At 66.5% G+C, this 13666-nt stretch carries 16 protein-coding genes; 5 read left to right on the top strand and 11 right to left on the bottom strand.

All coding sequences use genetic code 11. The annotated features are described in order from the left end of the window. Window positions 1-80: 80 nt before the first annotated feature. Genes IE113_RS16500 through IE113_RS00845 form a run of 3 tightly spaced genes read right to left on the bottom strand, consistent with a single transcriptional unit; the run spans window position 81 to window position 1462 of the window. Window positions 81-485 (bottom strand): DUF2793 domain-containing protein, encoded by a 405-nt coding sequence (locus IE113_RS16500; RefSeq protein ID WP_189538533.1) that lies wholly within the window; start codon window positions 483-485, stop codon window positions 81-83. Continuing rightward, entirely contained in the window at window positions 367-936 is a 570-nt protein-coding gene (locus IE113_RS00850; protein ID WP_373297830.1) for a terminase large subunit domain-containing protein, read from the bottom strand. The genes IE113_RS16500 and IE113_RS00850 overlap by 119 nt, the downstream gene beginning before the upstream one ends. Continuing rightward, a complete protein-coding gene (locus IE113_RS00845) occupies window positions 923-1462 on the bottom strand; it encodes a hypothetical protein (protein ID WP_189538532.1) in 540 nt (179 codons plus the stop codon). The genes IE113_RS00850 and IE113_RS00845 overlap by 14 nt, the downstream gene beginning before the upstream one ends. 203 nt (window positions 1463-1665) lie before the next feature. On the opposite strand from IE113_RS00845, the gene IE113_RS00840 reads away from it, so the two are divergent. Beyond that, a complete protein-coding gene (locus IE113_RS00840; protein WP_189538531.1) occupies window positions 1666-2307 on the top strand; it encodes a YqaA family protein in 642 nt (213 codons plus the stop codon). Continuing rightward, window positions 2304-2954: a glutathione S-transferase family protein gene (locus IE113_RS00835; RefSeq protein WP_189538530.1), complete on the top strand. Its 651-nt coding sequence runs from the start codon at window positions 2304-2306 to the stop codon at window positions 2952-2954. Before IE113_RS00840 ends, IE113_RS00835 begins: the two co-directional genes overlap by 4 nt. Here the strand turns inward: IE113_RS00835 and IE113_RS00830 are convergent. Together IE113_RS00830 and IE113_RS00825 are read right to left on the bottom strand one after the other, a co-directional pair. Next, complete coding sequence (locus IE113_RS00830) at window positions 2951-3733, bottom strand: GDSL-type esterase/lipase family protein (RefSeq protein WP_189538529.1); 783 nt, start codon at window positions 3731-3733, stop codon at window positions 2951-2953. The two genes, IE113_RS00835 and IE113_RS00830, sit on opposite strands and share 4 nt — an antisense overlap. Before the next feature lie 37 nt (window positions 3734-3770). Then, on the bottom strand, window positions 3771-4226 hold the full coding sequence (locus IE113_RS00825) for a nucleoside deaminase (protein ID WP_189538528.1): 456 nt from the start codon (window positions 4224-4226) through the stop codon (window positions 3771-3773). 114 nt (window positions 4227-4340) lie between these two features. On the opposite strand from IE113_RS00825, the gene rpmB reads away from it, so the two are divergent. Further along, complete coding sequence (gene rpmB / locus IE113_RS00820) at window positions 4341-4625, top strand: 50S ribosomal protein L28 (protein WP_189538527.1); 285 nt, start codon at window positions 4341-4343, stop codon at window positions 4623-4625. A 100-nt stretch (window positions 4626-4725) separates the two neighbouring features. On the opposite strand, the gene IE113_RS00815 is transcribed toward rpmB, so the two are convergent. Then, window positions 4726-5733, bottom strand: coding sequence for an esterase-like activity of phytase family protein (locus IE113_RS00815; protein WP_189538526.1), 1008 nt, complete (start codon window positions 5731-5733; stop codon window positions 4726-4728). Between the two features lie 145 nt (window positions 5734-5878). Between IE113_RS00815 and IE113_RS00810 the strand changes: the two genes are divergently transcribed. Then, window positions 5879-6412 (top strand): hypothetical protein, encoded by a 534-nt coding sequence (locus IE113_RS00810; RefSeq protein ID WP_189538525.1) that lies wholly within the window; start codon window positions 5879-5881, stop codon window positions 6410-6412. A 6-nt stretch (window positions 6413-6418) separates the two neighbouring features. On the opposite strand, the gene IE113_RS00805 is transcribed toward IE113_RS00810, so the two are convergent. After that, the gene (locus IE113_RS00805) at window positions 6419-6721 is read right to left on the bottom strand and encodes a hypothetical protein (protein ID WP_189538524.1); all 303 of its coding nucleotides are present in this window, start codon (window positions 6719-6721) and stop codon (window positions 6419-6421) included. Between the two features lie 94 nt (window positions 6722-6815). Further along, on the bottom strand, window positions 6816-8000 hold the full coding sequence (locus tag IE113_RS00800; protein WP_189538523.1) for an aspartyl/asparaginyl beta-hydroxylase domain-containing protein: 1185 nt from the start codon (window positions 7998-8000) through the stop codon (window positions 6816-6818). Between the two features lie 77 nt (window positions 8001-8077). Here IE113_RS00800 and IE113_RS00795 point away from each other — a divergent pair, with 77 nt between their 5' ends. Beyond that, window positions 8078-9100: a hypothetical protein gene (locus IE113_RS00795; protein ID WP_189538522.1), complete on the top strand. Its 1023-nt coding sequence runs from the start codon at window positions 8078-8080 to the stop codon at window positions 9098-9100. A 144-nt stretch (window positions 9101-9244) separates the two neighbouring features. Here the strand turns inward: IE113_RS00795 and IE113_RS00790 are convergent, their stop codons facing one another. The 3 genes from IE113_RS00790 to IE113_RS00780 all read right to left on the bottom strand — a co-directional run bounded on the left by IE113_RS00790 (window position 9245) and on the right by IE113_RS00780 (window position 13638). Further along, entirely contained in the window at window positions 9245-12310 is a 3066-nt protein-coding gene (locus tag IE113_RS00790) for a TonB-dependent receptor domain-containing protein (protein WP_229822032.1), read from the bottom strand. A gap of 294 nt (window positions 12311-12604) precedes the next feature. Next, on the bottom strand, window positions 12605-13441 hold the full coding sequence (locus IE113_RS00785; protein WP_189538521.1) for a M23 family metallopeptidase: 837 nt from the start codon (window positions 13439-13441) through the stop codon (window positions 12605-12607). Next, window positions 13441-13638 (bottom strand): DUF2093 domain-containing protein, encoded by a 198-nt coding sequence (locus IE113_RS00780; RefSeq protein ID WP_373297829.1) that lies wholly within the window; start codon window positions 13636-13638, stop codon window positions 13441-13443. Before IE113_RS00780 ends, IE113_RS00785 begins: the two co-directional genes overlap by 1 nt. Window positions 13639-13666 lie beyond the last annotated feature (28 nt).

Here is a 13666-nt window from a genome sequence, read left to right as displayed (position 1 = left end):
AGGCCTGTTTGGCGCGAAAAAGACGCTGTAAACCGCCGCTCACCTGCCTTGCGAGCGGATTGGTCCGGATCGGGCCAAATTCATTCGCTGCCGAGCAGTCCGGCATCAGTCAGGCAATCGACAATCGCGGCAATCGCCGAGCGCGCCTGCACATCGACAGTCTGGCCGCCGCTCGGCAGGTCCGGCCGCGTGGCCACTTGCCAGCCATCAGCAAAGCGGATTTCCTGGCCGCTCGCGCGGTTCAACACCCGCATTCCGTCGCGCGGCAAAAAAAACATCCAGTTGCCGTGGTTTAAGGCAGCGATCTGGTCAGCGCGTCCGGTCCATTCCCCGGTCGGGGCCTGTCCGACCAGCCAGCACGCACTCTCAGCCGGCGTGGCGGGCGGGCTGTTCGCCACGCCTTCGACCGACAGGTGCAACAGGGTGTCGATCCGGGCCAGCGCCTCGTTCACATACCCTTCCTTCTGGGCCTGTCCGGGAAGCATGGCTGTGCTGCGGCCCGCGCAGGCTTTCCGGTTCCCCGGCGGAATAGAGCATGGCCTGCGCGCCACTGCGCCAGGTCAGCAGGCGCTTGGACGGTTCGAACCGGGGGCGGTTGTCGCGCGGGGCAATCGCCAGCAGCCCGCTTTCCCCTTCGACCATCACGCTGCGCGCCTCGACCAGCGAAGCGCCGACCAGCGCAATCCGGGCGCTGCCATCGTTCTGGGCAATCGCGCGGACCCATTCCGCCCCGGCGCGGGTCTTGCCGAACCCGCGCCCGGCCATGATCAGCCAGGCCAGCCAGTCGCCGGGTGGCGCGATCTGCCCTTCATGCGCCCACAGGTTCCAGTGGGTGCGCAGCGACCGGCGCTCCCGGTCGCTCAGCCGGGCCAGCGCAGCGCGGCGCTCTGGCGGTTCGAGGCTGGCAAGATAGGCTCCACGGTCAATCCGCGCCAAGATCACCCTCCCCGCCGTCCATCTCGGCCAGCAAGGCCGCGTTGGCCGCCGCGCGCTCGCGCATCTGGTCGATCATGGCATCGATCGAATCGAGCACTTCCTGCTCGCTGCGCTCGTCCACCGGCGGGCGCGCTTCGGCTTTGGCGGCGCGGTGGTGCGACAACAGCTTCAGCGCGTTGGCGACGTCGATCTTCCGCGCCGGATCGGGATTGCGCAGGTGGGCCAGCAGTTCCAGCTCCAGGTTTTCATACCCCTCGGCCAGCGCGGTGCGCCACTGCGCGGCAAAGGCCGGATCCTCGCGCCGCGCGCGGTAGGCGCGGGTAGGGGACACCCCGGCGATCTGCGCCGACGCCTTGACGCACGACGTTTCGACCAGTGCGGCAAGGAAATACGTGCGCCAGTGCTTGTTCAGCGCGGATTCGCCCGCAGCGGCGCGCAAGCCGGGAGCCAGCTTGATCCGCCGCCCGCGCGGGCGCGGGGTCCGCACCGGCACGGGATTGCCGGACGATGAAATCGCCTTGGTCATGCTGTGGGTTCCTGCTGGCTGGGAGCGACCGGGCGAAGCGGCAGGGCTGCCGAATCGGTCGATCGCGATGTTCTCTTTATGTACCGAAACAGCGTGACGATGTCAAGATATTTTAACCGAATTGGTTATATCGTGTCCGCGCTTGTCGCCAGCGGGCCCGCCCTATAAGCAGGCCGCGTTCCCGCCATCCCCAAGGAAACCCGATGCTGCGCAGCCTCTACGAATGGACCATGGCCAAGGCCGCCCACCGCCACGCCGAATGGTGGCTGGCCGCCTTTGCCTTCGTCGAGGCCAGCTTTTTCCCGATCCCGCCGCACCCCTTGCTGGGGCTGATGTGCCTGGCCGAACCGAAAAAGGCGATCCGCTTTGCCATGATCGCCACGCTGGCGTCCGTGGCGGGCGGGCTGCTGGGCTATGCCATCGGCTATGGCCTGTATGAAACGGTCGGCACCCAGCTGCTCGGCGCGCTGGGGCTGACGGAGAGCTTCCCCAAGGCGGCCTGTTACCTGCGCGAATTCGGAGCCGAGATCATCATGATCAAGGGGGCGACGCCGATCCCGTTCAAGCTGCTGACGATCACGGCCGGCTTCATCGAGATGCCGCTGCTGACCTTCATCGGCGCCAGCCTGGTCAGCCGCTCGATCAGCTTCATGATCGTGGGCGTGCTGTTCCGGATGTTCGGCGCGCCGATCAAGGCGTTCATCGACAAGTACCTGGGGCTCGTCACGGCCGGGTTCGTGATCGCGGTGATTGGCGGGTTCATCGCGGTGACGATGCTCGGCGGCGGCGGCACCGCCGAAGCCAGCGCAAAGTGCGCCGCCGCCACATTGGAGTCCGCCGCATGAGCCCTGCCATCCAGCTGTTCCACTGCCGCGATTCCCGCTCGTTCCGCGTGCTCTGGGCGCTGGAAGAGCTGGAGCTGCCTTATGGCCTTGAGCTGATGCAATTCCCGCCACGCGTCTTCGTGAAGGGATACCGCGACGTGAACCCGCTGGGCACGGTCCCGGCGGTGCTGGTCGATGGCCAGTTGATGACCGAAAGCGCGGCGATCCCGCATTACCTGGCCACCCGGTTCGGCCCCAGCGACCTTGCAGTCGCACCGCACGAACCCGGCTATGCCGCCTACCTCAATTTCCTGCACATGGGCGAAGCAACGCTGACGTTCCCGCAGACGATCCACTTGCGCTACACCATGCTGGAGCCGCCCGAACGCCGCGTGGCGCAGGCGGCGGAGGATTACGCCCAGTGGTTCGGATCGCGCCTTCGCAATGCCGAACTGATGCTGGACGGCGATTACGCCGCCGCCGGGCGCTTCACGATGGCCGACATCTCGGTCGGCTACGCGGTGATGCTGGCGCAGTCGATCGGGCTGGAGGCGCAAGTCACCCCCGGCATGGCCGCCTATCTCGACCGGCTCAGCCAGCGCCCCGCGTTCCAGCGCGCCAAGGCGGCGCAGGGATCGCAGGCAGGCGAAACCAACCCGCTCGGTTAAGGATAGGCCGCTTCCGCCTCGGCCAGCGCGCGTTCGGCTATCGGGCGCATCAGCGCATAGCCGGGCGCTTCGGGATGGACCCCGTCCTTGCCCAGTTCCGGCCGCAGTGCGCCATCGGGCGTCGCCAGCACGCCATGGTAATCGGCATAGACCAGCCCCTGCTCCGCCGCGAACGCGCGCAGCCAGCGGTTCAGCTCGGCAATCCGCAGGGCCGGTTCCAGGCCGGGGCGCCAGTCCATCCGCTTGGCCGGAGGAATGCTGCCCAGAACCACCCGCACACCATTGACCCGCGCCAGATCGACCATCGCCCGGATATTGGCCTGATAGGCCGCGACCGAGGTTGGCCCGGTGTTGCCCGCGATGTCGTTGGTGCCGATCATGATGTGCACGACGCGCGGGTGCAACGCGATCACGTCCTGCCAGAACCGCAGCAGGATCTGCGGGCTGGTCTGCCCCGACAGCCCGCGCCCGACCACCCCCTTGCTGAACAGCGCCGGATCGGTCCGGGCCCAGCCTTCGGTGATCGAATCGCCAATAAACACCGCCCGCGCCGGATTGTGCGCGCCATAGGCCGCGTTTTCGGCGCGATAGCGGCACAGCCACGGCCAGTCGTTCTTCAGCACGTCTTCCGACAGCGCCCACTGGCCGTCGCGACTGGCCGGGCAGGGATCATCCAGCATCCCCGATACGGGTGGCCGGACGGCCGCTTCCGGCGCCTTGGCATGGACAGCCACCGGCAGGGACAGGAACAGGACGGCGAGCAAGGCGGAACGGATCATGCCCTCCGCCTTGCCCCCGCGCAGGGCGGCAGGTCAACTATCGACGGGCGCGAAAGAAATCACGCAGCAAATCTGCCGCAACCGATTCGCCGATGCCGGTGTAGACTTCGGGACGGTGCAGGCACTGCTCATGCTCGAACACCCGTGCGCCATGTTCCACGGCGCCGCCCTTGGGATCGGCCGCCGCGTAATAGAGCCGACCGATTCGCGCATGGGCGATGGCGCCCGCACACATCGGGCAGGGCTCCAGCGTGACCCACAGCTCGCACCCGTCCAGCCGCTCGTTGCCCAGATGCTGCGCCGCAGCCCGAATCGCCAGGATTTCCGCATGTGCGGTGGGGTCGGTCAGGGCGCGCGGGGCGTTGTGCGCGGCGGCAATCACCACGCCATCCTTGACGATCACCGCGCCAATCGGCACTTCGCCCGCAGCGGCCCCGGCGCGGGCCTGCTCCAGCGCATGGGCCATCGGTTCCGGAAGGGGCCACGTCGTCATGTGCGGAGCGCTACCGCGCCGATCCCGTTCACGCAACTTGACCTTTGCAGGGTGAATCGCTAAGCGCCCGCCTTCACCCGGCAACGGTAACGACATTCAAAGCGAGTTTGAACCATGTCCCGTATTTGCGAACTGACCGGCAAGGGCCGCCAGGTAGGCCACAACGTCAGCCACGCCAACAACAAGACGAAGCGCGTGTTCCTGCCCAACCTGCAGAACGTCACGCTGATGTCCGAAGCGCTGGATCGCAGCTTCAAGTTCCGCGTCTCGACCCACGGTCTGCGTTCGGTCGAACACGTCGGCGGGCTGGACAACTGGCTGCTGAAGACCGCGGACGACAAGCTGTCGACCAACGCGCTGAAGGTTAAGCGCGAACTGGCGAAGAAGCAGGCCGCCTGATTGCTGCCGCGCGGCTTCGGCCGCGCGCGGTGACAACCGGCAATGCGATGGGCGTGCGGGCTTGCTCGCGCGCCTTTTGCTTTGTCCGGAGAAGGCGCGTTTAGCGCGTAGCGGGCCGCTCCATGGCCGGCAAGTCGGCCAGATCCAGTTCCAGCCGCCACAACAGCGTGCGCTGGGTAACGGCCATGTTGTCGTCCGAAATCAGCCAGACGTGCACTTTGCCTCCCGGAGCCGGGGTGATCGTCAGCCCTTCGAAATTGTCGACCGGCAGCGGCGCCTCCAACCGCGCGAGCACTTTGCCGCGCCAGCGCCCGCCGGGCTGCAATGTGGCCGGATCGGCCAGCGCGATGGCCCCGGAAAAGCGCGGCGGGAAGGGCCAGAGCAGCGTGCGCTGCAGGATCAGCACCCGACCGTCCGGCAATTGCGCCATATCGGTCGGCCGCCCGCCGCCGTTGCTGTCATAGGTAAACGCCTGTTCGGATGTCCCGCGCGTGGGGTCGCCCGCCAGCAGCAGCGCGGGATGCGAATCGCGATCGCGCCAGCCACCGTCGCGTTCACCCAGAACCACGAACCGGCCATCCGCCAGGCGGACCATGGCTTCTGGCCCCTGGTTGCCCGACCAGCCCTGCATCAGGCGCGGAAAAGCCATCTGCCAGCCCTGCAGCGCGGGCGTGGTGCGGGTAATGGCGTTGCGGAATTCCATCGCCAGGAAAATCTCGTCCTGCCGCGGGTCATAGGTTGCCGCCTCGATATCCCGGGAGGCCTTCAGCGCCTTGTCGTCGCCCGTTGCCGTCAGGATGCGGGCCGGCTCCACCGCCGGACTGCCGGGCAGCGGCAGATCGATGGCATAGCCCCGGTCGGAAAAGGCCAGCAACCGGCCCGGACGAACCGCGACGAGCGCGGAATAGCCGCCAAACCATTCATGCGGGCTGGTCAGGTGCCACACGCCGCTCAGCCGCAAGGGGCCAAGCTGCGCCAGCGCCGGATCGACCGGCACCGGCCGCACATCGACCCGCTGCTCGTAAACCGGGGCGGGACGCGGCATCTGCCACCACAGACCGGGCGCCAATCCAACTATCAGCAGGGCAATCATCACGCGGCGCAGCATCGCCTGACGGTGTGGGGCCAGCCGCCCCGCGAATCAAGCGCCGCCTGCACATGATTGACGCTGGCGCACCGCGCGGGCATCGTCCCGGCAACCAGCCTTGTCATTGGCCAGCCCGAAACGGGCCAGCCCGGAATGGAGAGACGCCGTGACCCGCCTGCCCCGATCGCTCGTGCCGCTTGTAATGCTGACGCTGGGCGCGCTCGCCGCTCCGGCGGCAGCCAGGAACAAAGACGTCTCCACCCCGCCGCCGCCGGTGTTCCAGGCCGTGCTGGACTGCAAGAGCGTGGCCGATCCGGCCGAGCGGCTGGCCTGTTATGACCGCACGGTCGGCGCCATGGCCACCGCGCGGGACGCCAAGGATCTGGTCATTGCCGACCGCGAAACCATGCGCGAGGCGCGGCGCGGCCTGTTCGGCCTGTCGCTCCCGTCGATCAAGCTGTTCGGCGGCGGTGACAGCGAGGACGTGAAGGCAATCGAAAGCACGATCGAAAGCACATACCCCGCCCGCGACGGGCAGGCCGTGTTCGTGCTGGCTGATGGCGCACGCTGGAAACAGATCGCTGGACGCCCGGTCTATGCCAAGCGCGGCGATCCGATCGTGATCGAGACGGCGTCGCTGGGCAGCTATTTCGCCAAGGTCGGCAAAGGCCAGAACGCCCGCGTGATCCGCATCCAGTAAGGCAGCCTAGTTGCCGATATTGCCGTTGGTTTCGTGCAGGATTCGCACGGTGTCACGCGCGGTGCGATTGCCGGCGTAATCGGCTTCGGCCCAGTCACGGGTCGTGCGGCAAACGGTCTTTGCCTTGGCCAGGGTGCCGATTTCGATATCGCGGCGGCAGCGGATGAACAGCGGATGTTCCTTTCCGACCTTGTCGTTATGCGCGCGGATTTCGGCGCGGGTCATCTTGCTGGGGTTCGGTTCGGCCACCTGCACGTTGGCAGCGGCGCCGGACCCGGCGGTCAGAATAATGGCAAGCAATAGGGACATCGCGGGTAGCACTCCCGGCCAGGAAACAAAGTCAGGATTCTAACCCGCTTGCCGCAATGCAGCAAGCCGCTCCGCATGCCGTTCGTCGATGAGTTCAGCCCAGCGACTGGTCCGTGGCCGCGAAGTAGCGGACGATCGCTTCCTGCTCGTGCGCGGTCAGGTGCGGGTTCCAGGTGTCGATGATCAGGATGTGGCGGCGCTCGTCGCTGTGGTTCCACGCCTCGTGGTCGATCGAATCGTCAAAGGCAAAGGCCTTGCCTTCCTGCCATTCGCGGGTTTCCCCGCCGACGCGAAAGCCGCAGCCGGGCGGGATGTCCAGGCCCAGGTGAACGATCGCGCGGGTATTGGTCACCCCGGTGTGCGGCGGAATCGCGCTCTGCGGCTTAAGCATGGAAAAGAACGCGTTGGGCGCCTTGCCGGGGATCTGCGCCAGCGGCAGCCGTGCCAGCAAGGCGGCGGTTTTCGGGCAGCGGTCCAGCACCGGCTGGTTCGGCACGCCATATTCATAGAGGAAGCAGGCGCTCCAGTCGTGCGAGTGGCTGAGCGACGACCACTTGTTCTGCGGCGTGCCTTCTTCCAGGCGGACATAGGGGATGATCGCCGGGTTCCCCTCTGCCAGCAGCCCGTGCAACTCGCCGCGAATGTCGTCCACCGCCGCTTCCAGTTCCGCGAACCACGGGAAGTGCTTCGCGTCGAAGTATTCGTCGGCCGGCAGGAACGGGTAATAGACCCCCGCACATTCGTTGAAGAACACCTGCCGCCGCCCCAGCGCGTGGTCGGCAAAGGCGCGGATGCGGCGGCGCTCCGTCTCGTCCAGCTGCGGCTCCAGCGGGCCGAGCGCGGCATCCACACCGGCCCCCAGCCGCTGCTGCACGGCAGCCACGAACGCGCGCCCCGCCGCCAGTTCATCGGCCAGCCCCGGCACCGGATTGGCAATTCCCTGCGCCAGTTGCAGCGCGCCCGACCACGCCGCCAACGCCTCTGTCTCCGCCCCGCAGCGTTCCAGGTTCTGGGCCTTGCGCAGCTGGGCGACGAAATCCGTCCGGTCGAGCGCCAGCGCCTGATCGAGCGCGGCCCGCTCTGCCACGTCATTGCCCGCCAGCCGCTCGGCATGGGCCAGGTTGCGCCACAGCGGCCCGGCGGCGGGATCAGCCTCCAGCGCTCGGCGGAACGCCACGGCGGCCTCTGCCCCGTTGCCGGCCCGCAAGGCTGCCATCCCGGCGGCGTTGGCGGCGCGGGCCTGTTCCAGACGGGCGGGATCGGCGGGTGCATCGGTCATGGCCGATGGATAGGACTGCGCCCCGGCGCCCGCAAGCGGCAGTTGCGGCCCCGCGCCCCGCCCCCTAGGCTTGGACGATGAACCAGACCCCGCCCTTTGCTCTGGCCGATGCCGCTTGGCTGCCCCACCGCCATGTCGAAGGCACGGACCGCATTCAGTTTCAGCACGTCGCGCGCGCCGATCACCGCAGCGCGCCGTTCCTGACCGACGAATATCTGGGCCCGGACTGCGCGCGCCATGACGTGCCGGTGGCGGACTGCCTGGCGGCGGTCCCCCCGCAGCCGATGGGTTTCCTGTTCCATTCGGCGTTCTGCGGATCGACCCTGCTGCTCTCCGCGCTGGACCGCCCCGGCGTGGCCATGGGCCTGAGCGAGCCGGTGCTGCTGAACGATGTGGTCGGCTTTCGCCGGCGCGGCGCGCCCCCGACGGCGGTGGCCCGGCTGGCGGATAGCGCGACTCGGCTGCTGGCCCGCCCCTTTGCGCCCGGCGAGCGGGTGATCGTCAAACCGTCCAACATCCTGAACCCGCTGGCAGAGCTGCTGCTGGCGCTTCGGGGCGATGCCCCGGCGATCCTGCTCCATGCCCCGCTGGAAACGTTCCTGGTATCGGTGGTGCGCAAGGGGCTGTGGTGCCGCCTGTGGGTGCGCGAATTGCTGGAAGGGTTCCTGACGGACAACATCGTCAACCTGGGTTTCGCCCCGCGTGACTATTTTCGCCAGACCGACCTGCAAGTCGCCGCGACAGGCTGGCTGGCGCAGCACGCGCTGTTCCACCAGCTGGCGGGCAAGCTGGGACCGGGCCGGGTGCGCACGCTTGATTCGGAAACGCTGACGCGCGAACCGCTGGCCGTGCTGACCGCCGCCACGCGGCATTACGGGCTGAATGCCAGCCCCGCCGATCTGGCCGCAATGGCGGGCGGGCCGGCCTTTACCCGCCATTCCAAGTCCGGCGCAGCCTTCGATGCGGCACAGCGCGCGGAGGAATATGCCGAGGCGCGGCGGGCGCATGGCGACGAGATCGACAAGGTGATGGTCTGGGCGCAGGCCGTGGCGGAAGCCAACGGGCTGGCGATGGACCTGCCGCACCCGCTGCTGGGCTAGCGCCGCCACGCGGCCAACCGACTCCGCACAGCATAAAAATCCAACGTCACCCCGAACTTGAGCGGGCTTGCTGCGCACTGCCCACCAACAAAAGGGGGCGAGCATTGCTGCCCGCCCCCGATTGGTTTGACTGAAGTCTAAGGACTAGAACTTCAGGCGAGCGCTCACCGCGAAACGGCGACCCAGCGCGTCGTAGGACGACGGGTAGGTGTTACCACCGTTGTACGAGGTCGAACCCACGGTGCCACCAACAACCGGCGGCTTCTTGTCGAACAGGTTGAACACCGACATCGTCAGGTCGAAGTTCTTCGACACTTCGAAGCGGGTCGTCAGGTCGAACCAGCTGTAGGCCTTGATCGTGCGGAAGCGCGGATCGACCATGCAGCCATCGGGATCCGTACCAGCCGGATCGGTGCAACCGGCATCGGTTGCAGCTTCGAGGTCAGACTCAAGCTGCGCATCTTCAAAGCGCACCTTGTTGACCCAGCGCCACAGCAGCGACACGTCAACCGGGCCGAGGCCCAGCGTCGAACGCTGGCTGAACGAGAACTTCGGCTGGATCGAGCCGCAGTTCACCGAGTACTGGTTCACGCATTCACGGAAAGCGTCGTCGCTAGGATCCGCAACGGCGTTGGCGTTAAACTTGGAAGCGGCCGTGTAGTTTCCGTTGAACGAGAACGACAGACGCCCTTCCTGGCCGAACACAGTACCAATGCTGGTGCTGTAAGCCAAGTTCAAGTCAACGCCGCTGGTTTCGAGCGCGCCGAGGTTCGACAGAACGCCGAACAGGCCGCCCGTGGTCGCCGGGTCACCGTCGAGGCCGCCGGTGATCGGGTTGCGACGGATCGAGGTGCACGCCGAGGACGTGGCACTTGCTGCCGACAGGTTGTCGAAGCAAGCCGCAATCAGGTCGCCCGGGGTCGGGGTGGTGATCGCGCTCTTCACCTTGATGTTGTAGTAGTCGATCGAGCCCGAGAAGCCCGGCAGGAACGCCGGGGTGAAGACCAGACCGGCCGACCAGGTGGTCGCGGTTTCCGGGCCCACGTTCGGGTTACCACCAGAAGTGATGTTGGCCTGACCAGCAGTCGGGGCCTGGATCGTGCCGATCACGTCAGCCGGGGCACCCTGCGCGATGCAGACCGCGCGCAGGTCAGCACTCGACAGCGGAGCCAAGCCCTGGCACGGATCGGTGCCGAGGTTGGTCAGGCCCGTCGAGACCGGCGAGAACAGTTCGCCGATGTTCGGGGCGCGGACGGCGCGCTGATAGTTGCCGCGAACCTTGAAGTCCGGAACCGGAGCCCAGGTACCAGCCACCTTCCAGGTGGTGGTGTCGAAGGTCGGGTTGCCAGCAGCCGCGATCTTGTAGTGCGACTGACGGATACCAGCTTCAACGGTCAGCTCGTGGATGCCGGGCATGTCCGAAGCGATCGGCAGGATCAGTTCGCCGAAGCCTTCATAGACTTCGTAACCACCGTTGATGTCCGGAGCCGCACCGCCAGCACCGCCGAGTTCACCCGGGGTCTTGGCCAGCACGTCCGACGACTGCTGCGCTGCATAACGACGGTATTCCGCACCAGCTGCGAAGTTGATGCCTTCAGCCGCCCACGGCGAGGAAATGCCGGTGTCGCCGCTGATGATCGCCTTGACCTGGTCCAGCTTGGTGTTTTCCTGAACGGTCGCAGCGTCGCTGATGAAGTCCGACATCGCCGAAGTGATCGAGCCGTCCGGACCGAAGATGTTCAGCGGAACGCAGCCATTGGCCGTGTTCTGGCAAGCACCGGTGCTGGTTGCCAGCAGGGCCTGACGGACGCGCGACAGCAGCACGTAGTTCTGGATGGTCTGCAGCTTCTTCGATTCACCGTGCGAGGCCGAAACGTCGAACTGGATCGCGTCGGTGATGTTGCCACGCACGCCGGCGCGGAAATCGAATACCTGGCTGTTGTAGTTCGAAATACGCGGACCGGTTTCGGTGGTGCGGCGACGCAGACCAAACGTGAATTCACGGTAATCCGGGTTGGCGGCACCGTTCGCCAAGAACTTGCTCGCCGTGCTTGCTGCCGAGCACTCGGCGGCAGTCAGGGTCTGGTTCCCGGAAACGCCCGGGTTGGTGTCGGCGTTGGAGCAGAGGTAGGCGCGCTGAGCGGCGGTCATGAACGGGTTCGAGACCGGCACGGTCACAGCCGAACCGAACACGCCCGACGGAGCGATGATGGTTTCGACGGTGTTGTTCGAGTACATGCCACGGGCATAGACTTCGATGTTGTCCGCCACTTCATAACGGGCCTGACCGTACATGTTGAAACGCTCAAACGGCGTCTGGAACACGTTGTACGGGTTGAAGTTGAACGCCTGATAGTAGTTGCTCAGACCGGTACCATCGCGCGAAACCTGCTGCGGGGTACGACCGCCACCGATGTCGAAGCGCGAGGGCGACGTGGTCGACGAACCCTGGCCGGCGACGAAGAATTCGTCATACGATTCCAGCGTCAGGGTCGAGAACGGACGGTCGCCACCGAAGTAAACTTCCTTCTGGTTCTGGTAGCCCAGCGACAGCACGGCGTTGCCGCGGCCGTCGTCGAAGTTGGCGCCCATGGTCAGGTCGGCGCGGAACACGTTGCCGTCACCGCGCTGGGTGATCTGTTCGGAAACGGTGGCTTCCATGCCAGCGAAGTCCTGCTTGGTGATGAAGTTCACCACGCCCGAGATGGCGTCAGCGCCATAGGTCGAGCTTGCACCACCGGTCAGCACGTCGGTGCGCTGAACGAGGGCGAGCGGGATGTTGTTGAGGTCGACGCGGCCAACGAGGTCAGCCGGGACAATGCGGTTGCCGTCGAGCAGGACGATGTTGCGGTTCGAGCCGAGGCCACGCAGGTTGACGTAGGACGAACCACCGTTGCCGTTGTTCACCGACGAACCGATGCTGGGCACGGCGCCCGGCAGGGTGCGCAGAACTTCTTCAGCGTTGTTCGACTGGCGCAGTTCCAGTTCCTGGGCGCCGATGGTGGCGACCGGAGCCGAAGCCGACAGGTTCGGGTTGCGAATCAGCGAGCCGGTGACGACGATCGTCTGGTCAGCGCTGGCGGCGTCTTCTTCAGCGGCATCCTGCGCGAACGCGGCGGTCGAGGACAGCAGCGCAGCAGCGCCGCCCACGAGTGCCAGCGACTGCAGATAAGTCGCGCTCGAAAGGAGCGATTTCTTGGTGGTTTTCACAGGTCAGTCCCTCTGTAGATCCCGCGGACAAGTCCGCGCGGATTCCTGATCGCTCTGCCACCTGAACAGGGAATACCCCCGCCAAACTGGCAGATAGATGGGCGCGCAATGACGAAATGCGAGAGGAGGGGCAAAGCATTTTCACGCAGTTGCAACATTCGCTGTAGTTGCTGTGGCAACGAAGCCACAGCCTTGTGGCCCATGCGCAATATTTTTGCGCACTTTATGAAAATTGCGCAACTTACATTGGTGGAGGTGGGAGCGCCCGGCAGCGCTCTGTTACGGATGAAACGATCAGCGCGGCAGCATCGGCCCCGTGAACAGCAGGGGATCGAGCCGGGAATCGCGCCATTTGATCGACCAGTGCAGGTGTGGCCCCGTTGCCCGTCCGGTGGCGCCGATCCGGCCGATGTATTGCCCCTGGCGGACCGTGTCACCGGTCTTCACGGCCAGTTCGGAGCAGTGCAGGAACGCGCTGTTCAGGCCCATGCCGTGATCGATCATCAACAGCCGCCCCTCCAGCGAAAACGGGCTTTGCGCCGCCAGAATCACCACCCCGTCCGCCGGCGCAACGAACGGCGTGCCGCTGCCCCCCGTCGCGATGTCCAGCCCGGAATGATAGCTGCCCGGCACCCCGTTATAGATCCGCTGCGACCCGAACCGCCCGGAAAGCCGCCCTTTTACCGGCCAGATGAACCCCTGCCGCCAGCCCTGCACCGGATGGTCCAGCGCCCGCGCCGCCTTGATCTGCGCCAGCTCCCCGGCCCGCCGCGCGGCCCATTCGGCGCTGGGCGCGGTGCCGGGCCGCAGCCCCACGCCAACCCGCTCGATCTGCCAGGCCCGCGGCGCAATCGCCAATTCCCGCCGCTCTGCCCGGCCATCGGCATACCGCAAGGTCAGCTGCGCCGCCGCCGCGGCATCGCGATCAAACGCCAGCAGGAACCGGCCATCTGGCGCGATTGCCACTGGCTGGTCATTCAGACTGATGGCAACAACCGCGCGCGGCGCAATCCCGCGCGCCCAGCCGCCCTGCGTCAGTTCGCCCGCCAGCGCCAGATCGGCAGACTGCGCTGTCGCAGTCGCCGCCGAAACCGCAGCGAACAGCGCAACCCCCAGCGCCAGGGCGCGCATCACGCCCCGCCGAGCAGCCGCCGTGTCGCGAGGTCAGGGCTGGCATAGGCCTCCTGCCGCTCCACGCACCAGTAGCGCAGCGCGTCGAGCGCAATAGCCTCGCCCGATACCGCGCAAGTGACGAACTTGCCCGGGGTCAGCACGCGAAAGCCGTTCGGCTGGTAGAACAGGGTGGCGGCGCGATCGGAAGGAGACATCAACATGGCTCCATCCTAACCCGGCTTG

It is taken from the genome of Novosphingobium arvoryzae, assembly GCF_014652615.1.
In the GTDB taxonomy this organism is placed as follows: Bacteria; Pseudomonadota; Alphaproteobacteria; order Sphingomonadales; family Sphingomonadaceae; genus Novosphingobium; species Novosphingobium arvoryzae.
The sequence above is the reverse complement of the archived record's forward strand: the minus strand, read 5'-3'. Positions and strand labels throughout refer to the sequence as shown.

Excerpts from the sequence above, each read along its gene's own strand:
- IE113_RS16500 (WP_189538533.1), bottom strand. The coding sequence starts at position 485 with ATGCTTCCCGGACAGGCCCAGAAGGAAGGGTATGTGAACGAGGCGCTG.
- IE113_RS00845 (WP_189538532.1), bottom strand. The coding sequence starts at position 1,462 with ATGACCAAGGCGATTTCATCGTCCGGCAATCCCGTGCCGGTGCGGACC.
- IE113_RS00840 (WP_189538531.1), top strand. The coding sequence starts at position 1,666 with ATGCTGCGCAGCCTCTACGAATGGACCATGGCCAAGGCCGCCCACCGC.
- IE113_RS00835 (WP_189538530.1), top strand. The coding sequence starts at position 2,304 with ATGAGCCCTGCCATCCAGCTGTTCCACTGCCGCGATTCCCGCTCGTTC.
- IE113_RS00830 (WP_189538529.1), bottom strand. The coding sequence starts at position 3,733 with ATGATCCGTTCCGCCTTGCTCGCCGTCCTGTTCCTGTCCCTGCCGGTG.
- IE113_RS00825 (WP_189538528.1), bottom strand. The coding sequence starts at position 4,226 with ATGACGACGTGGCCCCTTCCGGAACCGATGGCCCATGCGCTGGAGCAG.
- rpmB (WP_189538527.1), top strand. The coding sequence starts at position 4,341 with ATGTCCCGTATTTGCGAACTGACCGGCAAGGGCCGCCAGGTAGGCCAC.
- IE113_RS00815 (WP_189538526.1), bottom strand. The coding sequence starts at position 5,733 with ATGCTGCGCCGCGTGATGATTGCCCTGCTGATAGTTGGATTGGCGCCC.
- IE113_RS00805 (WP_189538524.1), bottom strand. The coding sequence starts at position 6,721 with ATGTCCCTATTGCTTGCCATTATTCTGACCGCCGGGTCCGGCGCCGCT.
- IE113_RS00800 (WP_189538523.1), bottom strand. The coding sequence starts at position 8,000 with ATGACCGATGCACCCGCCGATCCCGCCCGTCTGGAACAGGCCCGCGCC.
- IE113_RS00795 (WP_189538522.1), top strand. The coding sequence starts at position 8,078 with ATGAACCAGACCCCGCCCTTTGCTCTGGCCGATGCCGCTTGGCTGCCC.
- IE113_RS00785 (WP_189538521.1), bottom strand. The coding sequence starts at position 13,441 with ATGCGCGCCCTGGCGCTGGGGGTTGCGCTGTTCGCTGCGGTTTCGGCG.
- IE113_RS00780 (WP_373297829.1), bottom strand. The coding sequence starts at position 13,638 with ATGTCTCCTTCCGATCGCGCCGCCACCCTGTTCTACCAGCCGAACGGC.